17 protein-coding genes are annotated in these 26,270 nt (G+C 66.0%); 11 read left to right on the top strand and 6 right to left on the bottom strand.

Annotated elements, in window-relative coordinates:
* Positions 1 to 400 precede the first annotated feature (400 nt).
* Both ACZ4AA_RS37485 and ACZ4AA_RS37480 read left to right on the top strand, forming a co-directional pair.
* On the top strand, positions 401 to 1,021 hold the full coding sequence (locus ACZ4AA_RS37485; RefSeq protein ID WP_467612896.1) for a hypothetical protein: 621 nt from the start codon (positions 401 to 403) through the stop codon (positions 1,019 to 1,021).
* Entirely contained in the window at positions 907 to 1,536 is a 630-nt protein-coding gene (locus ACZ4AA_RS37480) for a CHAT domain-containing protein (RefSeq protein WP_467612905.1), read from the top strand. Before ACZ4AA_RS37485 ends, ACZ4AA_RS37480 begins: the two co-directional genes overlap by 115 nt.
* 238 nt (positions 1,537 to 1,774) lie before the next feature.
* Here ACZ4AA_RS37480 and ACZ4AA_RS37475 read toward each other — a convergent pair whose 3' ends face one another.
* Positions 1,775 to 3,244: a hypothetical protein gene (locus ACZ4AA_RS37475; protein ID WP_467612893.1), complete on the bottom strand. Its 1,470-nt coding sequence runs from the start codon at positions 3,242 to 3,244 to the stop codon at positions 1,775 to 1,777.
* Positions 3,245 to 3,561: 317 nt separating this feature from the next.
* Between ACZ4AA_RS37475 and ACZ4AA_RS37470 the strand changes: the two genes are divergently transcribed.
* A complete protein-coding gene (locus ACZ4AA_RS37470; protein ID WP_467612890.1) occupies positions 3,562 to 4,335 on the top strand; it encodes a hypothetical protein in 774 nt (257 codons plus the stop codon).
* A 135-nt stretch (positions 4,336 to 4,470) separates the two neighbouring features.
* On the opposite strand, the gene ACZ4AA_RS37465 is transcribed toward ACZ4AA_RS37470, so the two are convergent.
* From ACZ4AA_RS37465 to ACZ4AA_RS37450, 4 genes are all read right to left on the bottom strand, one after another.
* A complete protein-coding gene (locus ACZ4AA_RS37465) occupies positions 4,471 to 4,638 on the bottom strand; it encodes a YaaC family protein (RefSeq protein WP_467612887.1) in 168 nt (55 codons plus the stop codon).
* 832 nt (positions 4,639 to 5,470) lie between these two features.
* Complete coding sequence (locus ACZ4AA_RS37460) at positions 5,471 to 6,889, bottom strand: hypothetical protein (protein ID WP_467612884.1); 1,419 nt, start codon at positions 6,887 to 6,889, stop codon at positions 5,471 to 5,473.
* Complete coding sequence (locus ACZ4AA_RS37455; RefSeq protein ID WP_467612902.1) at positions 6,886 to 7,413, bottom strand: RNA polymerase sigma factor; 528 nt, start codon at positions 7,411 to 7,413, stop codon at positions 6,886 to 6,888. Before ACZ4AA_RS37455 ends, ACZ4AA_RS37460 begins: the two co-directional genes overlap by 4 nt.
* A 1,247-nt stretch (positions 7,414 to 8,660) precedes the next feature.
* Positions 8,661 to 9,020 (bottom strand): hypothetical protein, encoded by a 360-nt coding sequence (locus ACZ4AA_RS37450; protein ID WP_467612882.1) that lies wholly within the window; start codon positions 9,018 to 9,020, stop codon positions 8,661 to 8,663.
* A 211-nt stretch (positions 9,021 to 9,231) separates the two neighbouring features.
* On the opposite strand from ACZ4AA_RS37450, the gene ACZ4AA_RS37445 reads away from it, so the two are divergent.
* Together ACZ4AA_RS37445 and ACZ4AA_RS37440 are read left to right on the top strand one after the other, a co-directional pair.
* Positions 9,232 to 9,729, top strand: a complete 498-nt coding sequence (locus tag ACZ4AA_RS37445) for a cupin domain-containing protein (protein WP_467612877.1) — start codon at positions 9,232 to 9,234, stop codon at positions 9,727 to 9,729.
* 63 nt (positions 9,730 to 9,792) lie between these two features.
* A complete protein-coding gene (locus ACZ4AA_RS37440; protein ID WP_467612874.1) occupies positions 9,793 to 10,980 on the top strand; it encodes a hypothetical protein in 1,188 nt (395 codons plus the stop codon).
* Between the two features lie 169 nt (positions 10,981 to 11,149).
* On the opposite strand, the gene ACZ4AA_RS37435 is transcribed toward ACZ4AA_RS37440, so the two are convergent.
* Complete coding sequence (locus ACZ4AA_RS37435; protein WP_467612871.1) at positions 11,150 to 11,767, bottom strand: transposase; 618 nt, start codon at positions 11,765 to 11,767, stop codon at positions 11,150 to 11,152.
* Between the two features lie 872 nt (positions 11,768 to 12,639).
* On the opposite strand from ACZ4AA_RS37435, the gene ACZ4AA_RS37430 reads away from it, so the two are divergent.
* From ACZ4AA_RS37430 to ACZ4AA_RS37405, 6 genes are all read left to right on the top strand, one after another.
* The gene (locus ACZ4AA_RS37430) at positions 12,640 to 16,413 is read left to right on the top strand and encodes a laminin G domain-containing protein (protein WP_467612869.1); all 3,774 of its coding nucleotides are present in this window, start codon (positions 12,640 to 12,642) and stop codon (positions 16,411 to 16,413) included.
* Positions 16,414 to 16,515: 102 nt separating this feature from the next.
* Positions 16,516 to 23,082, top strand: coding sequence for an RHS repeat-associated core domain-containing protein (locus ACZ4AA_RS37425; RefSeq protein WP_467612866.1), 6,567 nt, complete (start codon positions 16,516 to 16,518; stop codon positions 23,080 to 23,082).
* A gap of 69 nt (positions 23,083 to 23,151) precedes the next feature.
* Entirely contained in the window at positions 23,152 to 23,544 is a 393-nt protein-coding gene (locus ACZ4AA_RS37420) for a hypothetical protein (RefSeq protein ID WP_467612864.1), read from the top strand.
* Positions 23,545 to 24,088: 544 nt separating this feature from the next.
* Positions 24,089 to 24,274, top strand: coding sequence for a hypothetical protein (locus tag ACZ4AA_RS37415; RefSeq protein WP_467612861.1), 186 nt, complete (start codon positions 24,089 to 24,091; stop codon positions 24,272 to 24,274).
* A gap of 84 nt (positions 24,275 to 24,358) precedes the next feature.
* Positions 24,359 to 24,739 (top strand): DUF6221 family protein, encoded by a 381-nt coding sequence (locus tag ACZ4AA_RS37410; RefSeq protein ID WP_467612858.1) that lies wholly within the window; start codon positions 24,359 to 24,361, stop codon positions 24,737 to 24,739.
* Between the two features lie 686 nt (positions 24,740 to 25,425).
* Positions 25,426 to 26,255 (top strand): IS5 family transposase gene (locus tag ACZ4AA_RS37405; protein WP_467612899.1). Its coding sequence is split into 2 segments (ribosomal slippage): positions 25,426 to 25,767 and positions 25,770 to 26,255, totalling 828 coding nucleotides; the frame shifts between segments, so codons are not numbered across the junction.
* Positions 26,256 to 26,270 lie beyond the last annotated feature (15 nt).

Below are 26,270 nucleotides of genomic sequence, written 5' to 3'. Positions count from 1 at the left end.
GACGAGACCCGGAAGTGATGCGGCAGTGGATCTTGGCCGCGTGGAACCCGCCGTGGCCGGTAACGCTGGCATGCCGACGGCACCCTCAACCGCATCTGCCACGCAAGCCTGCCCGAAGCCGACCGGCACTGGCAGCAGCAGCTCGCCACCTACATCTGCACTGAATGACCGGGACAAAGCGGATACTGTCGCACCTCGCGATCACACCTACAAGTGACCGGTTGGAGGTGTCTGTTGGGTCTGTCGGCTCGAGGCAGTGGGCGGCCGCTTGAAGGGGATGGGGCGGCTCTGCCCCGGGGCCCGGGAGCACTCTCCATGCTGCCTGTCTGCGAGGGCCACAGCGTTGTCAGTGGGGCGCTCTAGTCTGACGTGCTGGGGGATGTAACAGAGAGGCAAGCGCATGAATGCCAGTTACTACCGCAGTCAGTTGGAGAAGAAGACCAAGGCCCGCGCCGACGCGGAGAAGAAGGTCGGAGAGTTCCGCCGGACGGAAGCCGACAAGCGAGCCAAGGCCACGAAGGAACGCACGGCTGCGGAGAAGGCAAGCAGCCCCAGCAGTCGGCAGAGCAAACAGCGCGCGGCGCAGCGCTACGAGGACGACGCCAACAAGGCCGCTCGCAATGCCGGCGTCTGGAGTGGCACGGTGGCCAAGCTGAGCAAGGAGGCAGCGGACCTCTCTGTCCGACTGGTCAAGGCAGAGCAGAGTGAGCGGGCCACCGCAGAGAAGGCCCGCCAGCGCGAACAGGCACAGGCTCAGCAGCGCGCGGTCCTCAGCCAGCGGCGGATCGAGAACCGTCTGTCGACGGCGGAGGGGCAGGTTCGTACCGTGCTGAAGGAGTTGTGGCTCCGAAGCCGGAGAAGCTGCGGGTGCTGCTGCTTGCAGCGGCTTCGGCCGGCGACCTGCGGGTGGGTCAGGAACAGCAGCGGATCCGAGCGGCCGTGCAGAGCGCGACGCATCGCGATCTGGTCGACCTCGATGTCCATCCGGCCGCGACGGCTGACGTCTTCCTGGACGCGCTGACCCGGTTCAGGCCGCACGTCGTGCACTTCTCCGGCCACAGCGCGGAAGATCTGATCGCCTTCGAGACGGGTGAGGACGGCTTCCACGACAGTGCCATCGTCAGCGCTCGCGCCTTCGCCCGGGCCATCTCCGCAGTGGACGACAAGCCGCTGCTGGTCCTGCTGAACTCCTGTCATTCCGCCGCGCAGACCGACCGCCTCGTCGACATCGTGCCGTTCGCCATCGGTATGTCGGACACCATCGGCGATATCGACGCCATCACCTACGCGGCCCGCTTCTACGCCGCTGTCGCCGACGGTCAGTCCGTTCTGGCCGCCCACATGCTCAGCCAGGCAGCCATCGAGATGAACGGTCTGCCCGACCACGAGCTGCCGACCCTGGCCTGGGCCGACAACGTCGACCCTGGCGCCACGAAACTGGTGACGCCTCCCGCGGACGCAGATCCTGTCACCGAAGCGCCACGCACCACCCAGCTCCGAGCCGTCGAGCCGCCGCGTACCGCATCCGCTTCCTGAACCGAAGAGCTGACGGGCCTGTCGCGGCGGTGGGCCCGTCGCTTCTTCGAGCCCTGACAGGTCACAGGCCCAATCGCAGTGGCTACCTAGCGGGACCGGCACTCAGGTCATCAGCCCAAGACGCCATCTCCGCCCGCCGACTCAGCAGCACTTCGGGTGATCATCCCCCCTATGCCGAAGACGTATGCCGCTCCTACCGCGGCAGGCAGCCCGGTGCTCTCTGCCTCGTACTACTGGGCTACAGCGGTCTGCTTTCCCGGTCAGCGTGGCGCTTCCACGGGTAGCTGCCCCAGCCGGCATCCAAGATCGTATTGCGTCCGAGGTCCCTGCCGGCGAAAGCCGTGTTGAGGGAGTACGTCGACGCCAGGGGGTCATCCTGGCGTTCGCGGAGGAGCTGGCCCACCGACGTGTCCTTCAGCGTTACAAGGTGCTCCAGTTCTGTGGCGCTGCAGACGGTCACCGGCATGTTCGTGTCCGGCTGCATCTCCTTCTGGAAGGGAGCGTTGGCGGTGTGGAAGGGCTCCATGGTCACAACGAGACCGTGCAGAGGTCGGTCCGCCGGGATGATCGTGAAGCTCGGGTTCCTGTCGGTGATCAGTGCTGCCGTGGTTTCCAGCTGCTTGTAGGCGTGCTTGATCTGGCGCAGGGCTGCGCTGGTGCGGTCCAGTACGCCAAGACGTAGCTGTTGCGTCGGTCGTGTGGACTTCACTTCTACGAGCAGGACCAGGTCGTCGAAGACGACGATCCAGTCGACGCTGCGTCGTTCATCCCGGTAGATGATCTCAGGGTAGACGTCAGCGTCGGGAAGTTGGCCGAGCTGGCGTCCTACGTACTGCTCGAAGAGATCGCCGAGTTCCTTGGCGAAGTCGTTCCCGAAGTGGTCGATGCCCATGTAGTAGAGACCGAGCGTGCTGCCCTTGGGAATGATCAGGTGAGACGAGGGCGCGAGGTAACCCGCCCCGAAGCCGGACAGGAAGGGGCGACCTCGCAGGGGGTTGTACTCGAAGCGGCGCACGTGGGGGTCCCGGCTCAACCGACGTTGTTCGTTCTCGGCTTTGAACGCCTTCGGATCGGTGACGAAGTGGCGTTCAGTTACCTCTCGTATGGTGCGTGCTGGGATGACGGAGCGGATCTGCTCCATCTGGGGCTGGCTGAGCCATGCGGGATCGAAGCGGCCTCCGTTCTGCAGCGCGGCTACCTGCAGAAGCTGAGTGACGCCCACGTAGTCGGACAAGGAACAGCCGAGGAGCTCTTCGTCCCATCCGTCGACAAGGCATGTGGGGGTGTGAGCGGACGACGTCTGCTCGAACAGGGCAGCCGTCCGAGCGAGATCGTTAAAGCCGAGCTCCTGGTAGGTGAACTGTTCGCCCGAGGTGCGCAGCAGCCAGCCGGCGACGGATTCAGCGGTGCCGTTGTCACGGATCATGGGATCGGTCAGCGCCGCGTAGGCGGCGAGCATGGTCACCAGATCGTTCTCGGTGCAGTTGCCGTCCCCGCGGTACTCGTTCCCGTAGGCGAGGCTGGTGCGCGCTACATCGGCGAGAGCCCACGGCGTGTACTTGCGGAATGGACTGTTCCACCATGTGTCGCTGTGCCAGCGGGCTGAGGCAGCGGCAACGAGGGGCAGGAGGGCACTGGGGCGCTGCTGTCTGACTCGCTGCACGTATTCGTGATCCGTGACCAAGCGGTCGTAGAGGAATGCTGCCATGGATCAAGCGTGGCTGATCGGGTGGAGCGCTGTCGCCGGATTTTTCCCTCCTTGTGGCTCGTCAGGGCAGGTCGACAGCGCTCTTTCAGGGCACTGAGGGCTTTGTCCGCGCCGTGAATGCGTCGCTCCTTTGTTGCCTGCGCTCCGCGATAACGGCTTTGAAGCGGTCAGGCATCGGAGGAAGCCCTCGCAGCACGGTGCGACCTGCGTCCGATACTCCGGTCATCAGAGGCCGGCCTTGTTCCGACTGGAGCCCGACACACGCGCGCGGCGTGCCTCACGATGGATCTCTCACACTGTTCACGGAGGAGGATCAGGTGGCTGGGCTCGGGTGGGAAAGCTGGACGGCGGTCGGCAGGCAGGCCGACGACCTGCCGGCCGCATGGGGGTGGAAGGTCACACGCCCCTCGGGACGGGGCTTCGATGATGATCCCGTCGACTACGCCGGCGCCTTGCGCGACTGCCGCAAGATCCTTATCGAGGAATCGCCCGGTGTGCCACTGCGGCGACGCAAGCAGCCATGGCACCGGGCCGCCCCACACGCATCAGGCAGCTCCCACCTGCCGTTCGTAACCGAGATCCCCTTCGGCCTGTGGGTGTTCAGCCTCACCCCGAACGATGACGAGGAACGCTCCGGCCGTACCTGGAACCAGACGATGCAGTTCCGGGTGCCGGCCTGGTGGGCGCTGGGTCCCCAAGGACGGACCGCAGCAGCCCTACTGGACCGAACCGGGAAGCTGACCTGGGAGGAAGTCCTCACCCTTCGCCGCTCCTACAACACAGCATGGCCCACCGACCACGACGACCCCGCCTGGTACGAAGCACAAGAACTCGCCGCGGCCGCCAACCGGACCCAGCTGAAGAACGGGCTCGTCAAACACACCGAGACAGCACTTGGCCGCACGGCCCGCACACACGGCAAGCGCATCCAGAACTTCTCAGACGAACAAAAATCCCTCTGCTTCGCAGCCACGGCCCTGGCCATCCAAGACCTCTCCCCCGCCCTCGCCCACCGCCTTCTGGGACCACTGCGCCTCGCACTGGAGGACGTCCACGCCTACCCGGTCCCTCCCTGGGCGGAAGCCCTCTGACAAGCAGGCTGTAGGGGTTCCACAGGTACACCGCACGGCCGGAAGCCACAGCCAGCACGGACCCGTCCCGAGCTGATCGGCTGACCGGCGGTGGGGCCGGGCTGGTCTGTCTGCCCCCGCTGCATGACTCCTGGATCAGATGCTAACTTCGGTGACGGTGTCCGCGATGAGGACCGGCAAGTGGTTGATGGCGCGTTCCAAAAGCCGCTCGATCGGGACCGCGAACTTGCTGCTGTCGACGTTGATGAGCGCACCCCAGGCTGCGGGTTCGTAGCGGACGAGCATGGACAGGGTGTACAGCACAGCCCACCAGGCCCTGCTCCCCGCACACCGCCGCTCCAGCAGCAGCCGGCACCCGGTTAGGGCGCCCGGGATCGACCGGCCGACCAGGCCGTGGGCTGGCTGCGGGGCGCTTGATGCTGTCGCGCAGCGGGTGGAAGACGTAAACGGCCCGCCCGGTGAAGTACCGGGCGGGCCGTCGACGTGCGTGTGGCCGTGAAGGGCGGTCGCCTACGCGGCGAAAGGCTCCATGAGGCTTCAGCCGGACGATCGTCCTCATGGGCAATAGGTGAGGCCCGGGGACACTGTCCCCTTCACAACCACACCCCCCACAACACGACCCCGCGCCCGCACATTCCCGAAGACAGACCAAGCGGGCAGGACCGCGGCCACCGTCCGGGCGGACGGCCCGCCCCGAAGGTCCGCAACGGGCGGGCAGGACCAGAAGCAGTGGTCAGGTGCCTGGTCCGTGGGGCGGGTGGGTGGCGTCCTGGTAGGGCCAGGTGTAGCGGGTGACGGCGTTGTGGGTGAGGCCGAACAGTTCGCACAGGGTGCGCGGGTCGGTGTCCGCCTGGACCTCGTCGACGATCCGGTCATCGCGCAGCAGCAGGCTGGAGGAGGGGCTGCCGCCACAGCCAGGGCCGGCTGACCGGCCGGATGGACAGGGCAGTGCAAAAGTTGACCAGGACGTAGGGGTTGGCGGTGTGGGGCCAGCGGCGATGGCGGTAGGCGAGGTAAGCGGCCAGACGTGCGCGGACCGGCTCGGCAAGAAGGACGGGCCGCTGTTGTGTCCGCTCCCATCCCTGGCGGCTCATGCACACGACCGGGCCGCCACCAGCGGCCGCGCTCTCCTGGTTCACTTTGTCCCAGTGGTTCCCGGCATGGTGCTTTCGAACTCGACGAGGACGGCGGCTTGGTCCTCGGAGGAGGGGGGCTCGTGCAGGGCGCGGGCGAGGCAGCGTCGTGCCACCTCGGGCATTCCGGCCCGCATGGCCTCGCGGGCGGCCTGGCGGAGCTGGTCGACGACCCAGGGGTCACCGTCGGGGCGGGTCTCCACCAGATGACGGGCGGCTGCGGAGGGCCCGAGCCCGGCGTCGATAATTGCCTGAGCAGCAACACCATGCAGAACCAAGCGTACGGTGTCGGGCATCGCCCGGTAGACGGCAGTGGCGATGAGCGGATGGACAAACTCCAGCACATCGCTGCCGGTGAGGATGCGGTTTTCGCGGAGTCGGTCGGTGGCGTTGGCGGCTTCCTCGGCGCTGAGGCCCGCCACGGTCGCGGCGATGGCCGGGGAGATGGAAGTGCCGAGGACGGCGGCGGCCCACGCCATCCGGACTGTGAAGGAGTCCAGGCGCTCCAGGCGGGTGATGAACGCCCTGCCCCTGCCTGCGGCAGTTTGGTTGCGCAGATTCTCGGATTGCACGCCCTGGACGAGCTTAGAGGTGAGTTCGATGATTTGGGCAGGTCCTGTCCACCGCCACTCGTGCTCCCCGTGCTTTTGCAGCAGGGACTGCAGGTCTTGAATGACGTTCTCAGCGGCGACGATTACCTCGACCTTGGCAGGATCGTCGCCGGTCACGGTTCGGCACCCGTCCCAGGACCCGGGCCCCTGGTGCTGGCCGAAGTGCGAGGCCGCAGGTGCGGCCTCCCCCGTGTCGGGCAGCGAGACCCGCTGCAGAGAGGTGGCGCCCAGGACGCAGGCGAGTGCCAGCGCGGAGCTCTCCTCAGGCGCGCTGCTGTGCAGGCGGCTGACTTCCTCGCGGGCGTCGGCGAGGGTACGGTCGGCTTCCCGGCCATTGGCGGCTAGCAACTCGTCGGCTTCTTTGCGGGTCGCGGCCTTGATCTGCGGCGCCACGGCGTCCTTTGCCGACGTGCCGAGTTCCGAGGCATCCTGGCATAGCGCCGCAGCCGAGTCCGGCGCCGAGAAGTCGTTCGACGCGGACCTCATGCTGGCATCGAGATTCACGACGTGGCGCCAGTCCGTGTCGCTGTCGGCGCACAGTTCTGCATGGTCCAGTGTCTCCTGGGCGCCGGGCACCTGATAGCGGGCAGCAGTGAGCAGCCACTGCTTCGCGGCGGGCAGGTCGCCGCGGTCCAGGTGCTCCAGGCCCCGCAGGTAGGCATCGTGGCCGAGGACGGCACGATCGGCCTGCCGGTCCAGGTCAGCGGCTTCCTGAGGACTGAGGTGATCCAGGCTGTCCATGACCGCAGCGAAGCCTGTAGCCAGTTCGTCTTCGGTGACCTCGAGGTGCTGGTCCTTGTCGGGAGTCACTGGCGCACCTCCTGCGGCACAGTTGCGGGTCGGTAGGAGTCCATGGAAGGCATGGTTCGCAGCATGGCCATCGCCCTCTTCAGCAGCTTCTTCACCGTATTGACACTGATACCCATCTCGGCGGCTGTCGTAGAGACGGTCAGGTCCTCAAGGTGATGTAGGCGCAGCGCCTGCCGCTGCCGCTCTGGGAGACCGGCCAGCGCTTTTTCCAGGTCCAGGCGTAAAGGGTCTGCTATGTCGGCGAGCAGGGGCCGTACGGCCTCGACCAACCCGGCCAGGTCCTCGTGCTCCACCACGAGCTCCTGCCTTCCCGGCCGCTTCTTCCAGAAGTCGGCGATGCAGGTCCGGGCGATGGCGTACAGGGCCTGACTTGGGTCGTCGTATTCGGTAAAGAACTTCTCGAACTTTCTGAAGAACAGCCGCCAGACGTCCTGGCACACATCTTCTGCTCCTGCCCGTTCCCCGACCCTTCGCGTTGCGTGCCGTAGCAGCCGCGGGTGCTGAGCTCGATAGAAGGCCTCCATGGCCGTGCGGCGTTCGCTGCCGTCGACCAGACGGCCTGGGCCACCCTCCGCCGAACTCACCGGCGCTGTTCCTCGCCTGCCGATTCGATATTCCGGGTCTCCCCCGCGAACCTGGCGGGCGCGCCGAGATCAAGCGACCATTCCCCGCCCCCGCAGCGATGCCGCGCTCGCACCGCCCGGCCGTCCCCAGCCAGCACACCGGCTACCTCCGCCATTGCCCGACGCTGCTCCCGGGCCAGCTTGACCCGGCTACGGAGCGCCACGCTGACCAAGCCACCCAGGCCGGCGATCGCCCCCCAGACGGCCTCGGCACCCACCGAGTGGAGCACCTCGGACCTCCCACCCTTGCTTTCCTGAAACCCTGACACCCCCTATACCGGTCCCAGACCTCATAACCGGGTACCCCGCCCGGAAAAATTCTCTGCGGCGGAAGTGGGATCGCGCTGACGCGCCCCGGCCGTCGACGACGGTCCCGGACCTGCCCGGTCTGACGTCGCATGGCTCCCGCCCTTGCCGGGGCGACTGACGCAGCCGGTACCGGACTCCGGGGACACGCCGGGAGCCGGAGGCCGGGAACGGGAATGGCCTGCGTGGTCCTGGTGCGTGCGAGCAGCAGGAAGTTCAGCAATTGGCCCTGAACAGCGCACAAGCCGGAACCCGGCGCTGCGCCCAGCCTGCTCGCTCTCTGGGCATCCCGGCCCAGGATCGATGGTGCGATGCCACGTGCAGTCCGCACGCCAAAGGCCACGCAGAACCCAGACGCGCATGAGGAACCATTTCCCCAGCCACTGCGGACGAACACGCTGCGGTGGAGTGACACTGACTGGCACATCCGGCCGGAGCAAAACTGGCGACGAGTGCGACCAGCGCTGGGCGCCACGATCCGTAGGGCAGCCTCGGGTACGCCTTGCTCACGCTTGGCCCCTGTCATCAGGGTAGCCGCGCGGGCCACAAGCCTCGCTAGCGGCGCTGCCACCAAGAACGTGCCGTCCTTCGACCGGTTCTGAAACGCGTCAACCTGTCCGACCTGCGACGGACGCACGGGCCGCACAGTACAAGGCCATGAACCGTTGCAGCGCCGCCTGATGTCCCTGCCTCAACGACGTGGCGACGGGCCCGCAGACGCCTTCGACTCCCACTCTCCGTGGACGCGCACCGGGGCCAGGCCGGAGGCCCGGTCAGCAAGGGAGCGCAGCGGTACGGGCGCAGCATCGACGGAGGCGGCCGCAAACGCACCTGAGCTCTCGTCAGCAGCGCCCGTTTCTCTCCATGTTCGCGGTGCAGTACGGGTCCGGATCCTTGGTCGCGTCGTTCATCCACACTCCGAAGGTGAACGCTGTGAAGAACAAACAGAGAACGGCGATCACGCGGACGTTCAGCGGGAGGGTGTCCCATCGGCGACGGACCTGCGAGCGGGACGTCCGGCGAGTGGTGAACCAGCGGGCGGGACGGTGCCCGCGGACGCGACGGGCGTGCGGGCTGTCCGGAAGGCACAGGCCGCCGTCGGGATGCCCGACTTCCTTGGCATGCTCGATCGAGGTCCGGATCTCCCGGCCGTACTCGGCCGAGACGTCAGCCCCACAGACCTTGCAAACGTACGCGGCCACGACGCTCCCCCCAGAAGCGGCCCGGCCAGGATAACGGCCGCGCGGCAGGGTGCGCCCCGTCGGAACCCGCGCCCACAAACAGCGAGCCGAGAACTCGCGCCCCGTAGCCCTCGACGCAGGCTCACAGGCCCGTGTCCCGCACATGCGTCCGCCGCTGCACGGCATAACGATGGTCGGACCGGTGTGTGCGACGTTCGCGAACGGAGGCGACATGAGTGATCCGAAGGTAGTCGCGGCTGGCCAGGGGCGGCAATTCCGCGGCCCGACCGGCGCCCCGATGACGGTGAAAATCGACGGAGCCGTGACGGGCGGAGCGTACTCACTGATCGAGTACTCGCACGCTGCCGGGGCGCCGGGACCGCCTCCGCATGTGCACGAGCGGCACGAGGAGGCGTTCCGCGTCCTGGAGGGCGAACTCAGCCTGGACATCGACGGCCGGACCATCACGCTCGGCGCGGGCGAGTACGCCGTCGTACCGCGCGGAGCGGTGCACCGGCCCTACAACGCCGGCCTGGTCGAGGTGCGGTTCCTGTTCATCACCTCCCCGGCGCTGGACGGCTTCTTCGCCGAGATGGCCGAGCTCAACGCGGCGACCGACGGCAATCCGTCAGCCGACGCGCTGCGGGAACTGGGCGCACGCTGGGACTGTGTGTTCACCGCCCTGCCCAGCGGCGGCGCGCCGACGCGGATGGTGAACGAGGATCGGTGACGGGCGCGCCCGTCGGCCGGAGCTCCAAGTGGCAGGAGACGACGTCCGGTATCTGACTAATGCATGCACTCCGTCCGGCTCGGCGGGCTGCCCGACTACCTTCAGCGGGCGGGCGCGCTGCATGTGCGGGCCCAGGAAATCTCCCCGCACTACGCAATGCACACCGAGCTCGGTGCGGACGGGCACACGGTCGTACACCTGACGCCGACGGGGACCGCCCCCGACGGCCAGGCGGCGATCCGCTTCACCGGCCGCATCCGCTTTCCCGCAGGCGACGAGCAGGAAGCACGGCGGCAACGCCGGTTCGAGGAGACCATGCGCTTCGGCGGCAAGGTGGAACTGACCGCAGACAACCTCGCCGAAGCCGGCCTGACCGGGCCCGCCGGACTCGGGCTGGAACAGCTCACACTCAACGGCGTGCGCATCAGCTCACCCTGCCAGAAGGTGACACCGCCGCTGCGGGGCCAGGTAGTCGTCCAGCAGCCCTCCGGCATCCCGGTTACCTCTCTTCCCGTGGCCTTCACCCACCGCGTCCTCGGCACGGACGGCAGAACCCTCCACGGCAGCGACATGAGCGGCCTGATGCGGGTACGGCTGCGCTTCAGCCACCGCGATCTCTCCGGCCAGCTGACGTTCTCCTTCGAACCGCCGGAGACCGTGATGCCGACGACTCTGGTGCCGGTGCTGCGGCTGCTCGCCGAAAGCCGGCCCGGCCGGTTCGTGACGCTCGTCTTCGCCGGGGACACCAGCGAGGGAGTACGGGCCCCGCTCACCAACGGCATGACACCGCACGGCTGGAAGGACGGCGAAGCCCAGTTCTGGGCCGACGCATACGACAACCTGGCGCGGCTACAGAGCAGGACCAGCCAGTTCTTCCCCGTCCCCGACAACTTCACCGAGCAAGACGTACGCGAGATCAAGGAGATCCACGCGCTGCTCGACGGAGAGAAGATCGTCCTGCAGGGCGAGAGCCTATCCGTAGAGGTGGTCAGCACCGAGGGCCTCGACCAACTGGCCGACTTCCGCGACGGGTTGTTCCGCCTCACCGCCGGGTACGAGTCCATGATCTTCAGCCTTGGCGAACACTCCATCGACCTCGGCCCCTGCACCGAGACCTACACCATGGACAAGATCCTCAACATGAACGAAGCCCGCCGCGAACTCGCCAAGCACGGGGCCGCCACAGTGGTCATGCGCCTGACCCCACACTTCCCGGCCGTGCACTACCTGGGAGCCGAACGGCCCGCATAAGCGCGGGCGGCGCCCCCCCCCTCACCGAGGACATCGAGCATCCATGACCCGAACCGGCCCTGCACGAGGGTCTCGAGATACCCGGCCTCCAAGTCGTTCGCTCGCCGTCGGCCTCCACTCGCGCGGAGAGCAGTTCTGGTTGATCTCCGCGACGTTCACGCCGGACGGTTCACCTCCGCTCGCGTGGAGAGCAGTGAATGCGACCGTGGTGGCCATCTGCTACTCCCGGTTCACCTCCGCTCGCGCGGAGAGCAGGGCCGCGGATCTGGCGGGCGGCGACCGTGCTCGGGTTCTCGCCCGGCACCAGGCGCCGGGCATCGACCGGAGCGGTCCACGAGTTCGTCGTCAACTCCAGGCCGGCAAGCCAGGAGTAGGCCCAGCCGGCCACGATCGGCTGTCCCGCCGAGTGCCTCGAGGGGTGGTAGTAGTAGCCGCGCCCAGGTGAGCACTCCGCGTCGCTGCGGACCCACACACTCACGTCCACCGCGAATACCGGACACGACGCGCGAGGCAGCGAGCCGGCCAACAGCGCACGTGCCGCTTCGACACCCACACGGCCGTTGGCCAGGGCCGCATATGTGCTGCCGTGACCACGACGGTGCAACCCGTCCAGTGACAGGTAGGGCAGGGAAACGACCGGGCCGGCTGCCAGCAGGGCGTCGGTCAGCTCGAACAACGCATCCGCTCGTCGGGACAGACAGTCGTACCAACCCTTGCGGAAGCGCATCAGGTTGGCCTTGCCCTGGCGGCCTGCCTCCGCCCCGAGCACACTGACAGCGACGGCCATCGCACCCTCCCCTGGTCTTCACCTACCTGGAGAGTCCCGCGATGGCCGTTCCATGTCCCGCACCTCGCCCAACCAACCGTCCACGGGCAGAGCACAGGGATAAAAGCGAAGATAAGAGCCCATCCGGCATCGCGGTCGGTCCGGTCACTCACCATCGACCCCGACCCTCGGCCACACCTTCTTCCGGCGCCGTCAAGAAGAGGGCAGCGCAAACCACACTCACAAGATATTCACGTACATTAGCCATCCCCTCACATCACACCCCGGCTTTAGATGATCTTTGCTTTCCACTCCGTTAGTCCAGATACAAGTGATGAGTCCGATTTAGGTCGATAGAGGGCTAGGCGACGCTCCGCCCTATTTGGGGACATGCGGCGTCGGCAGACCCAAAGAGCTATCCGCTCACATCCGAGGTAATTCCTACAGCGATCTATTTGCTTACATGAACACACGCTTTGATGTACTGCAACCAAACCCGGGCGCCGACCGCGCGGAGCGGCGCCGTCGATCAGGTCGCCTGGACCCGTCAGGCAGGCCTATTCGTGGCTTGTTTAGTAGCCCGTTGGGTCAATGGGGTCCAATGGCGCGGTCGCGAAGGTCTGCACTTCTGATGGCTACGCCTGACGGTCGAGGGCAGGGCACTCAGTCCGACTAATTTGCCAAGGCACACGTTCTTCGCGCATCCGATCTACGTAGCGCGCGCCGCTCCAGTTCGCCGTACCGGGGGCACACGCTTTGACTTCTTTTATCGCCTGTGCCGCTTTTGCTCTTTTTGGCCGTCGAGGGGCCTTGGCCTGCATTTTCTCTTCGCAGAGGCGCCTTGACCTGCAGTGATCGCTACAGGTCTCATGAGGCGGCAATGAAGGCGCCGTGTGCGCACAGTGAACTTTTGGGGTGGAGAATTGGGGTTTCATCGGCATGCGCGCTTTCGGGGTGTCGCGTTCAGACGAGGCGTTTCGCTCCTGGCGGTAGCCAACTTCCTCGCGGTAGTGCCGACGGTCGCCGCGCCAGCCGGTCGGGCCCTCGCCGCCGACGGCGCGACGCACGTGAGCAACGAGGCGCGGACGGCTGCCCAAAAGGCGCAGGAGACCGGCGAGCAGGTCGAGATCGCGGGTGAACGGACGCCTTACACCACGACATTCGCCAATCCCGACGGTATGACGTTCACGCTGAAGGACTCCTCGGCGCCGGTCCGCGTGAAGCAGACCGACGGTTCGTGGACCAAGCCCGACGCCACCTTGGAGGTGCGTTCCGACGGCAGCGTCGGTCCCAGGGCGGCGGTCGCCACTATCACGTTCTCCGGCGGCGGTGCCGGTACGGACCTGGTCAAGCTGTCGCAAGGGGGCCGGTCGCTGACGGTGGGCTGGCCAGGCACACTGCCCAAGCCGTCGCTGGACCGGGACGCGGCCGTGTACGCGGACGTCCTGCCGGGCGTCGACCTCCAGATGACCGCGACCACCGAGGGCTACCGCGAGGTGCTGGTCGTCAATTCCGCCTCGGCGGCAGCCAATCCGGAGCTGAAGAAGCTTTCGTTCCCGGTGAAGGCCAAGGGCCTGACCCTGCGGGACGGTGACGGGGGAGTGTCCGCAGTCGACGACGACGGCAACACCGTCTTCCGTGCTCCCAGTGCACAGCAGTGGGACTCCGCTGGCGACGCCGTCGATTCCTCCTCTGCCGTTCCCTCTACATCCAAGGCGTCGGCTTCCCCGGCATCGTTCACCACCACGGTTTCGAGCGAGCCAGCCCAATCGGCTTCTGAGGACGGCGATTCGGCGCCTGATCCGACGGAGGGCCCCAGTGACGGCGACACTGCCGCGCTGTTGCCCGTGACTGCGGACGAGGGCACGATCTCGGTGACGCCGAATGCGTCGATGTTGACGGACGAAGCGACCGTCTTCCCGCTGTACATCGACCCCGATGTCGCAATGATGGTGTCAGAGCGGACGCTGCTGTCCTCTGACGGCGACACCTTCTACAACTTCTCTGGAGGGGACGAGGGCAAGGGCGTCGGCTACTGCGGGACCTACGTTGCCGGCGGCTACGCCTACTACTGCGGCTCCGGCTACAAGAACCGCATGTACTACGAGTTCTCACCGTCGAAGCTCGCGGGCAAGCACGTCCTGGACGCAACCTTCGTCATCACTGAGAAGTGGTCCATGTCCTGCACGCCATCGTGGGTGGACTTGATCCGTACAGGCAACATCTCCTCCTCAACTAAGTGGCCCGGGCCCACATCGAACTGGGACACGATGGTGGACCGGTACGTGTCCGCAGGCCGCGGCTCCGCCTGCAGCCCGAGCCAGCCCGCTGCCCAGATCGAGTTCAACGACAATCCCGACGAGACCAACGAGAACCTGACCTCGACGGTGACGAAGTTCGCCAACGGCGACTTCTCCCGGCTGACGCTGATGCTCAAGGCGCACGACGAGACAGATCCGAACAGCTGGAAGCGGTTCGACGACGACGCTGAAATCGACGTGAAGTACGTCGGTATCCCTGCCAAGCCCACGAAGATCGGTCTGGTCACCGGGTCCAGTGTTGCCTGCGAGACCGACAAGGCGGACCCGCTGGTCGTCTCCGACCCGACGCCGGCACTCGCAGCAACACCGCAAACCGCGGCAGGTGGTGAGTCGGGGGCGACACTGCGAGCCGTCTACAGCGTGGACAAGTACACGGCGAGTACCGACACCTGGGCCAACGCCTTCGAAACCGCGCGTCCCACCAGTGGTTATGTCGGCGACAACGTCTCGCCTGGCAGTGTGCCGACCTCGACGCTGACCGAGGGAGTCCTGTACCGGTACCGATCCTGGACGCGGTCGTACTACAACAGCGGCGACAGCTATTTGTCCGGGCCCTCGAACGGGTCGACGACGGGGTACTGCTACTTCAAGGTCGATCCCACCCGGCCCAAGGCTCCGGGAATCGCCCTGTCCAGCCCGTACTCGGCGTGCACCACTGATTCCTGCACCGCCGCCGGCGGCCCGGGCGCGAAGGTGACGTTCACCTTCAAGCCCGCGTCCGGTGACACCAGCAACATCAGCTACGAGTACAAGACATCGTCCGCGACCGCATGGTCGTCGCCGATCACAGGATCGACGGTGACGGCCACGTTCACACCGCCGACCTCCGGCACGTTCAGTGTGTACGTCCGAGCCAAGGACTCCATCGACTGGGGCGCCCAGAACTCCGTCGCCTTCCTCGTCGCGGAAGGCCGCGGCCCCATAGGCCAGTGGCACTTCGACGAAGCCAGCGGTGCGGCCCTCGACACCTCGACCACCGTCACCGCTCAACAGGACAACGCCACCCTCTCCACCAGCGGCGCATCCAGGGACGGGCGCGGACGGCGCGGTGTGCTGACGAAGAACGCCGCAGGCGAGGACCTGGCCACTCCCCAGACAGACACCGGACTGACCCTGGACGGCACGAGCGGCTACGCCGCAACGTCCGGCCCCGTGGTGGAGGCCCGCTCCTCCTACACGGTCGCAGCATGGGCCCGGATGGACGCCACCCCGACGCACAACTACGTGGTCCTCTCACAGACGGGCACGGGAAGCACCGGTCCCGGTTTTGCGATCTACTACTCCACCACCTACAGCAAGTGGATCTTCAACTGGCACTATGCGGACTCGGCCGGCACCTGGCACTACGTCCGCTCGCTTGCGGACGCGACCTCACCCCCGGTGAAGGTGTGGACGCACCTGGCCGGCGTCTACGACGCCGACGCGGGCACGATCCAGCTCTATGTCAACGGCAAAGCCCAGGGGAGTCCGCAGGCACTGCCTACCGGAGAGCCTGAAGCGGACACCGGTGCACTGCAGTTCGGACGCGGTAATGGTGCCACCGCGGGTACCTTCGAAGGTTACTTCGGCGGACAGATCGACGAAGTCCGCGTCTGGCAGCGCCCCCTGTCTGCTGCCGAGTTGTCGGTCGAGTCTCAGTTGCTGACCAATGACTCCTACGCGGACGCCGAGCTGGTGGCGGCGTGGGACCCGTCCACGGCGACGGGAACGACCGTCGCCGACACCACCTCCGGCTACGGGAGCGCGCTCACCCTGTCCGGCGGCGCCTCGCTGGACGGGACCGGCATCGTGCTGGACGGCACGGACGATGCGGCGACCGCTTCGGGACCGCTGGTCGATGACTCCGGCTCGTTCACCGCAACCACCGCCGTGCAACTGGACAGTGCGGCACTGGCGAAGAAGCCCGTTGGCTACATGGCGCAGGTGATCGGCCAGCGCAGCAGCAACGGATCATCTTGGGGTCTTTGGTATGAACTGACCGGCACCGACATCGACCCTGATACCGACAGCTCGATCCCTGTCGGACTGTGGCACTTCGGCCGCCTCAACACCGACGGCACCTTCACCGGCGTCGTCTCCGACTCCACCGCGAATCTGGGCAGCGCCGTCCGCCTGACCGGCATCTTCGACGCACAGGCCAGCACGGTCAGCCTCTACGTCGGCGACTCGCAAAACGGCGACGCCAAGACGTACACGGCAGTCGCCGGCACCAGTGACTTCGCCACCGGCAAGGCATATGTGAACAACGCCTGGGGCCACTACCTGCCCGCCACGATCAGCGACATCCGACTGTGGGCCGGCGCCATGGCCAGTCAGGACCAGATCACCAACACGATCGGGGACTAACACCCCGACAGCACCAGGGCGGGGCGGCGCGGACCGCCGCCCCGCCCTTTTTTCCTTGCTTCACCTACCCGATGACCTTCGACGTGTAAGGAGTTTGTTGTCGTGCATTTCGGCACGCGGTCCCGATGGCTAGGCAAAACATTCGGCTCTACTCCGCCGCTTCCAGGCAGGGCAGCCAGCACCAGTGAGGGAAGACACAGCGGACGCAGGATCACCACCACCTGTGTCGCGCTCGCCCTGGCGTTCGTTGGCCTAACCCCCACGGCCGCACAGGCCACCTCCCACCACCAACTGATACCAGACGTACCTGCGAACCGCTCCGACACCGTCAAGAAGGTCACGACCCTGGGCGCGACCAAGGCCCGTGCCCGAGTCGCAGCGCAGAAGCGTGTCAACGTCCAGCAGGCCAAGCAGGCCCTCGCACAGCAGAAGGCAACCTGGCCCAAAGCCGCAGACACCACTGCCGCCCTGGCGTCAACCGGCACCTCCCGCCTCACCGCAGGAGGACTTCCCGTCGTCGTGAAGCGAGTGAAGGGAACCAGGTCTGCCAGTGGCACTGTCCACCTGCGCGTCCTGAGCCGCAAAGCCGCCACCGCTGCCGGGATCAAGGGCGTTCTCCTGACCGCGAGCGCCTCCGCCAGCGGTGACGCCGGTCTCAGCATCGACTACAGCGCCTTCGCTTCCGCCTATGGCGGCGACTGGGCTGGCCGTCTGCGTCTGGTCACCCTGCCCTCGTGCGCGCTGACCACCCCGCAGAAGGTCGCCTGCCGCGTTCAGACACCTCTGAAGTCCCACAACAACGTCTCCGAGCAGCAGGTGTCCGCCACCGTCCCTTTGGGAGAGGTGACAGTCAAAGACAGCGAAGACCGCGCCTCCCGCTCGAGCGCGCGATCCGCGCTACTGACAGTGGACACCGCGGCACAGGCGACAGTACTGGCGCTCGCCGCCACCTCGGGTGAGTCGGCGTCCGGCACCGGCAACTACTCCGCCTCTCCCCTGTCCGCCTCGTCCAGCTGGCAGACCGGCGGCTCCTCCGGCGCATTCGACTGGTCCTACCCGCTGAGCACCCCGCCAGCAGCATCAGGGCCGTCGCCATCGTTGGCCCTGGACTACGACTCCGGCAGCACGGACGGCAAGACCGCCTCCACCAACAACCAGTCCACCCAGGTCGGCGAAGGCTTCGACCTGACCGCCTCGTCCTACGTCGAACGCTCCTACGGCTCCTGCGACGACGACGGTCAGGACGACAAGCACGACCAGTGCTGGAAGTACGACAACGCCTCCCTCGTCCTGAACGGCAAGTCCACCGAACTCGTCAAGGACGACACTACCGGCGCCTGGCACCTCAAGGACGACGACGCCTCCACCGTCACCCACTCCACCGGCGGCGACAACGACGACAACGACGGCGAATACTGGACCGTCACCACCACAGACGGCACCAAGTACGTCTTCGGCCTGAACAAACTCCCCGGAGCCGACACCGAGCGCACCAACTCGGTATGGACCGCGCCCGTCTTCGGTGACGATTCGGGTGAACCCGGCTACGACAAGGGAACCGCGTTCGCCGACCGGTCGCTCACCCAGGCTTGGCGGTGGAACCTCGACTACGTCGTCGACCTCCACGGCAACGCCATGTCCTACTGGTACACGGCCGAGACCAACTACTACCCCAAGAACGGCGCCTCCACGGCCAACACCCAGTACACCCGCGGCGGCTACCTCAGCAAGATCCTCTATGGGCAGCGCTCCAGCACCCTGTTCACCGGCAAGGCCTCCGACGAGGTCACTTTCTCCTACGGCGAGCGCTGCACCGCCACCGACTGCACCTCGTTGACCGACTCGACTTCCGACAACTGGCCGGACGTCCCCTACGACTTCATCTGCTCGAGTGGCGACGACGACTGCAACAGCGCAAGCCCCTCCTTCTTCACCCGAAAACGGCTCACTGGTATCGACACCCTCGCCTGGAACGCGACCACTTCCGCCTACACGACGGTGGACTCCTGGACCCTGACGCAGAAGTTCCTGGACGGCCAGGAGATCGGCAGCACCGCCGACCAGACCCTGACGCTGTCTTCCATCCAGCGCACCGGTATGAACGGCACCGAGCTCAAGCTCGACCCGGTGACCTTCACCTACCAGATGCGGGACAACCGGGTTGACTCCACCTCGGACGACATCCTGCCGCTGCGCATGCCACGCATAGAGTCGGTCACATCCGAGACCGGTGCCATCACCCGTGTGACACTGTCCGACCCCGAGTGCGTACGGGGCTCGAAGATGCCGTCATCCGAGGATGACGACACCATGACCTGCTACCCGCAGTACTGGCACATCAACGGTGCCACCGAAGCGTCCCTCGACTGGTTCAACAAGTACCGAGTCACCGCCGTTCTCAGCTCCGACCCGACCGGCTTGGGCGAAGGGGTAGAGACCTCCTACACCTACGCCGACCCCGCCTGGCACTACGCCTACAACCCGCTCGTGCCCGCGGACGAGCGCACCTGGTCCGAGTGGCGCGGCTACGGCAAGGTCACCGCGATCAACGGGGCGGACGGCAGTACCCAGTCCAAGACCGTGAGTCTGTACATGCAGGGCATGGACGGCGACAAACAGTCCGACGGAACCACCACCCCTGCCACCGTGACTGGTATCGACCCCGCCGGCCTCGACGTCACCGACATCACCGACCGCGACCAGGATGCTGGCTTCCTGCGCGAACAGATCACCTACAACGGATCTGCCCCGGTCGGTGTCACAGTCAACGACCCCTGGACCTCGCAGACGGCCAGCCAGCAAAAGTCCTACGCCAGCATCCAGGCCTATTACATCCGCACCGGCGCAACCTCCACCTCCACCTACCTCACCGCTTCCGCGACATGGCGCACCCGCACCGTCACCACCGACTACGACAGCTACGGCATGACGGTGCAGACCTCCGACTCCGGACAGACCGGCGTCAGCGGCGACAACACCTGCAGCCGCACTTGGTACGCCCGCAACACCGCTATCGGTCTGACCGCGCTTGTCTCGCGCTCCCGCACCGTCGCCCAACCCTGCTCCGTTGCTGAAACGGCCCTGAACCTGCCGGCGTCCTCCACCTCCCGTGGAGACGTCCTTACGGACTCCGCCACGGTGTACGACAACACCGCCGCCACCGCCTGGTCCGCCACCCAGACCCCCACCCTCGGCGAGCCGACCTGGGCCGGACGCGCATCCGCCTACCCCGCCACAGCTAGCAACAGCGAGCGCTACCCCACCTCCTGGCAGACCGTCGCCACGACCACCTACGACGACAGCGCTGGCACTGCAGGCCTCGGTCGGCCTCTGACTGTCACCGACGCAGCAGGCAACACCACCACGACCACCTACACACCCACCGACGCCGGACCGCTCACCAAGACCAAGACGACCAACGCCAAGACACAGAACACCTACACCTACACCGACTACGCCTCGGGCCTGCCCACCAAGGTCTACGACGTCAATAACAAGATCACCGAGACCAGCTACGACGCTCTCGGCCGCAAGACAGCCACCTGGCTGACCAACCGGTCTCACTCGGGAAACCAGACCCCGAACTACACCTACAACTACAACGTCACCAACGATGCCCCCTCTTGGACGTCTACCTCCACGCTGAAGGCCGACGGCGAGACCTACAACACCAGCTACACGATTTACGACTCCCTTCTGCGTACCCTTCAGACTCAGGCCCCCACTCCCGACGGCGGCCGCCTGCTCACCGACACCCGCTACGACAGCCGCGGCCTCGCCTACGAGACCTACGCAGACGTCTTCGACTCCAAGAACCTGCCCACAGATACCTACACCCGAGCCGCGTACGGCGGCGCACCCAAGCAGACCGACATCACCTATGACGGAGCAGGTCGTGCCCTAGCCAGCAGCCTGTATGTGTATGGGGTCAAGAAGTGGACGGCATCGACCAGCTACACCGGTGACTCCACCGCAACGACCGCGCTTGCCGGCGGCTCCGCCACCCGCACGATCACCGATGTCTTCGGCCGCACTGTCGAGAAGCGCACCTATGCGGGCAGCGATCCGGCTGACGCTGCCTACGGTGGGGGCACCGGAGCCGCCTACACGTCCGTCAAGTCCACCTACACCCTGGACAACAAGCCCTCGACCGTCACCGGTACCGACGGAACCCAGTGGACCTACGGCTACGACCTTTTCGGCCGGCAAACCAGCTCCACCGATCCCGACCAGGGCACCACCAACACGACGTACACGAACCTGGACCAGACTGACACCACCACCGACGCCCGCAGCAAGAAACTGCTGTACGCCTATGACGTGCTGGGCCGCAAGACCGACCAGTGGCAGACCTCCAAGACGAATGCCAACAAGCTCGCCCACTGGGACTATGACACCCTCGCCAAGGGGCAACGCGACGACTCCATCAGCTACGTCGGCGGCACCACCGGCAGCGTCTACACCCAGAAAGTCACCGCATACGACAGCCTCTACCACGCCACTGGTAACCAGCTGATCCTGCCTGCCACCGACCCTCTGGTCACTTCTAAAGCCGTGACCACCACACTCGCATTCACCGCCTCCTACAACATCGACGGCACTCAGCAGTACTACAGCGAACCGGCAGCGGGAGGCCTGAGCAGCGAGACTGTCGACTCCGAGTACGACGGCCTAGGACTGATCACCGACGTCGGTGGAGCGACCGGTTACCTACTGTCCGCCGATTACAACCAGCTCGGTCAGGCCAACCAGTACGTCCTGGGCACCTCGAAAGATGCCACAGCCAAAAAGGCCTACGTCACCAACACCTACGAAGAAGGCACCGACCGCCTCACCCGGAGCCTCACCACCGACGCCACCCGCGCCGTCCAGGACCTGAACACCACGTACGACGACTCCGGCAACGTCACCTCCACCTTCGACACCGCCAACCTCTCCGGCGCCGGAAAAACCGACTACCAGTGCTTCACCTACGACGGCTACCAGCGCCTCACCGACGCCTGGACCCCCTCCACCACCTCCTGCGCCACTTCCGGCCGCACCACCCCCAACCTCGCCGGCGCCTCCCCATACTGGACTTCCTACACCTACGCCAGCAGCGGTCTACGCAAGACGGAGACCACCCACACCGGCACCGGTGACTCCACCCGCACCTACTGCTACGACAGCGCTCACCCCCACCAGCTCAGCGCCACCATCATCACCACCTCGTGCACCGGCGTGAGCCCGACCTACGTCTACGACTTCGGCACCACCACAACCCGCCCTAACGGCACCGACACCCAGTCACTGACCTGGAACGCCATCGGCGACCTCGACACCCTTATCGAGAAGACGAACAGCGGAACCACCAGGAGCACCACCAGCCACGTCTACGACGCCGACGGCAACCTCCTCATCCGTCGCAACACCAGTGGCGAAACCGTCCTCTACCTCGGTACCACCGAAGTCCACCTCGACACCTCCACTTCCACCGCCAAGTACTGGGCACAGCGCTACTACAGTGCTGGCAGCACCACGCTCGCACTGCGCACCAACAAGACTGGGGCCCAGACCCTCGCCTACCTCGCGGGCGATCCCCACAACACCTCAACGGTCAGTCTCGACGCCACCACCCAAGCCGTTACCAAGCGCTACCTGACGCCCTTCGGCGCTGCGCGCTCAGGCGGAACCGGCGTCTGGGCCGACGACAAGACTTTCCTCGGGAAGACCACCGATCCCACCAGCAACCTCACCTATGTGGGGGCCCGCGAATACGACCCGGGAACGGGCCGTTTCCTCAGCGTCGACCCTGTCCTTGACACCAGCGACGCGCAATCTCTCAACGGCTACACCTACGCTGACAACAGCCCGGTCACCGAAAGCGATCCCACCGGATTGTGCATGGCCGACTGCGGCGTCGGCGTGCCCCGGGGCAACGTCGTTGGTGGCTCAAGCGGCACCTTCAAAGACGGAGCAGTCGACCCGGGCAATGACAAAGCCGGCTACTGCCACCACGGAAAGTGCAGCGCAGGTGCACCGCCCAGGAAGGATAAGGGCTCCAACGGCGGAGGTAAGGGGTCCAACGGCGGTGGCGTGCTGTCGACAATCGTTAACTACGGCACTGCAATCTTCAACGAGCCTGAAGTCTGGTGGAGTTCGGCAGAGACTGGCGGCGGTCTCGCCTTGATGTTCGGCGGTTCGCTCCTCACCGGGGCCGGCGTAGGCCTGTGCTCCACTGGCGCCCTCTGCTTCATCGGCGGGCCCGCCGCAACCTTGGGCGTGAGTGGGGTTGTAAGCGGCGCCTACATGTCTGTGGACGGCGCCAAAAATCTCGGCGATGGGCTGGGCAAGGCTCTCAACGAGGCGAGCAGCGAGGTCAGCCAAGCCGATTCCGAAGCCCAAGGGTCGAAGGTGACGCCTAGCCGCGACTTCAAGGACCCGGCCTCCATGACCGGTGCGTCGCCGGAAGAAGTGAGAGAGATGGCGGTTGCGCAAGGCTCTAAACTGGAGGATGCACCCCATGCCACAGGGGGAGGATTCTTCGTCCAAAAGGGCAACCCAACCATTTTGTACGAGAATGGACTTCCAGGAATGCGGCGATTGGATCACCAGGGCCCGTATCTCAAGTATCAGGTCGGCAAGAAAGTAACCCGAATCCCGCTGGAAGGGAATCCCGCCCTTCCATAACCGTTATGTTGATGCGCTGCAGGCCACAACCTGCAGCGCATCAACGTCGATTAGATTGATTGGCGCCAAGTGGAACATCTCAGCGAGCTCGAAGAGTGCATCCTAATTAACGCGCGAGAGATGTCCTCGCTATGGTCCGTCTTGGCGGACTGGTCCCAGTCCGAGGATGAGGAAACGTGGGTCGAGTTTGAGCCCCTCTTCGCCTCAGCAATGGAATCCTGGATCAAAAGAGGATACCTCGAGATTTACGAGGGCGAAGAGTGGCCAGCGCATGAATCGGGGCATCTGGTACCGATGAACGAAGTTCACGACATGCTTGCGAACCATGAATCGTGGAAGTATTCTGAATCCCCAACTCATGTAATCAGTTTGCTACCGGGAGCAAACATCGGCGAGGCGATAATGAGACTGGAGGGGAATTCGGAACTCCCTCGTTCCGACATTGCCCCCGACGGATCCTGACGGTTCGGCGCATACGACATGAGCCAAGATGGATGAGGGGTCGCGGCGGAGGCCCTCGTCGATGAGCTCCTCCACCAGCTCCTTGGCCCTGTGCGGCCGGATGACGGCACGGCCACGGGGACGGCCGTTGCCGTCGATCCACTGTCCTCGGGGAGCTGGAAGTACCGGTCCCCCTTGCCCGCCCGGGGGTGGCCGTGGCGGTACCCACCTTGGTCAGCTCACCTTGGTGGTCACGCTGGGTCTTGCGCTGGTCCAGGAGGTACCCGTGGTCGTACGGGTGCTGGAAGAACTGCACCTCTGGGATGTCGCTGAAGTAGACCTGGCGGAAGGTCGTGGGCGTCACACCCTTGGCCTGGTTGATCTGCTGGCGTGCCCGGGACCGGGAGATCCAGGCGACCTCCGCCCGCCGGGGCACCCCCGTCGGATACCTCGCGTACCGCCTCTCCACGGCCTCCCCGAAGCGGGATGAGTACCCTGGCGGCCAACCCGCTCCCGGTGGACGCTGACGGGGCCTGGAGGGGCCCTTGTGGAGGCCGGTGACGAGATGACCCGGTACGAGCACCTGAAGGCCCAAGAGGTCGAGGCAGGTCCGGTGCCCAACTCCTCGAAATCCCTGGTCGAGAAGACCCGGGAGCGGCGGCCGGCTCAGGAGTCCTTGGAGGCCGCGGTGGTCCCCCAGGAGACTCTGGCGGCCATGCGGAAGCGCATCATCGCGGAGTCGTACCGGTGACCGGGGTAAAAGCACGGATTCTCTGCCACCGGCTCGTGGCGCCTTGGACGATGACCCCCTGAACTTGCCGACGAGGGGATGAAGATGCGTGACGACTTCGAGATCAAGGTGGAGTTCCTGGTGGCCCGCCTTCGCGAGGACGGGAGGACCGCTAGTGCGCTGAAGCCCGGCAAGAACAATGACGTGGCAGAGACGCAGGCCAGGATCTTGGCCGACGTTGAGATGAAACGGAGGCTCCTGGCGTGGGTGTTCGAACCCCAGGAGAAGGTAGGGGAATGGGGGGACTCCTTCTGGGCAGGCATCCTTGCCAGCACGATCACCCGGCAATGGATCAGGGCCCGCCAGCCGGTGGTTGAGGAGTTCGTCCTCGCGTACGCGGATCACCCCGATTTCCCGCCCCACTGGTTGCCAATCGAGGACGAGGTTCGCGTCCGTACCCATAGTGGCTTCGGCCACGAGTCCTGAAGATCGTCAGGAGGCCCTGGGGCGGCACGGACCACCGGGCTTCACCCTGACTCTAAACGGCTTCCAGGAGGCCGCACGGAGGGCCCTGGACCTCCGTGCGCGGGGGAGTGAGGAGGCGGCCCGGATGCCTTCCCTGGACCCCGCTGATCGGGCCCGCAGGGGGTACGCCCGGTGCCCCCAGATCGACGCCTTCACGAGGGAGGCGTACGCGTCGAGACTTTAAATCCTGAATCAAGAAGCCTTGTACTCTAACCCCTCGCAAGGCCCGCTCCGGATTCGCCTCCGGAGCGGGCCTTCGATGTTTCTGCAGCCTACGGATTCCAATTCTGGAGGGGCAGTGGCCGACTGCCTTACGTGCGAGGACGGACGGATCGCCTGTCCGGACCCGTGCCCCTTCATCCCGCCCGGCTCAATGGCCGAGCAAGCCATGGCGATGCTCACCGACGACGAGTCCGAGGTCTTCGACGGGGATTGGTGAGCCCTGAGCGGCGGAATGGACTGGGCCCTCCAGGCCCACTTCGAGGGCGCGAGCGGGGACCGTGTCGGTCTCCTGGCATTCGATGACGGCCACTGGGCGATCTGCGGGGCGTACGCGCCCTCGCAGGGGATGCAGCTCGTCTCCTACGACCCGGATCGGGCTAGGCGGTGTCTTCAATTGATCTTGGATGGTGGATCATGGTCGGGTGATACGTCGCCATGAACTGTCCGATGTCGAGTGGGAGTTCGTCCGGCCGCTGCTGCCCGGCTCGCTGCGGGGCCGCAAGCGTCTTGACGACCGCACCGTGCTCAATGGCATCGTGTGGAAGTTCCGGACCGGGACCGCTTGGCGGGATGTGCCCGAACGGTACGGTTCGTGGCACACGCTGCACACCCGTTTCCGCCGGTGGGCCCTGGACGGCACGTTCGAGCGCATGCTCCAGGCCGCCCAGGCCGCAGCGGACGCTGCGGGCGACATCGAGTGGCTGGTGTCGGTCGACTCCACCGTCGTCCGCGCCCACCAGCACGCCGCCGGGGCGCGAAAAGGGGGCTCCGCAGTCCGGCGCTCGGACGCTCCCGAGGCGGCCTGACCAGCAAGATCCATCTGGCCTGCGACGGTGCGGGCCGCCCGCTCGCCCTTACGCTCACGGGCGGCAACACCAACGACTGCACCCAGTTCACCGCCGTGATGGAAGCGATACGGGTGCCCCGCGTCGGCCCGGGACGGCCCCGGGTGCGGCCGGCACACGTGCTGGGCGACAAGGGCTACAGCTCCCGGGCCATCCGCACCTGGCTGCGACGGCGCGGCATCGGCCACACCATCCCCGAGCGGGCCGACCAGGCCCGCAACCGGCTCCGACGCGGCAGCCGGGGCGGGCGCCCGCCCCTCTTCGACAAGCAGCTCTACAAGCGTCGCAACGTGGTGGAGCGGTGCTTCAACCGCTTGAAGCAGTGGCGCGGCATCGCCACCCGCTACGACAAGACCGCCGAGTCCTACCAAGCAGCCGTCACCCTCGCCTCGCTCCTGATGTGGGCGTGACATTTGAAGACAACT

The organism is Streptomyces sp. NPDC024698 (assembly GCF_055559015.1).
Note: the sequence above shows the minus strand (reverse complement) of the source record. Positions and strands in the feature narration are given on the sequence as shown.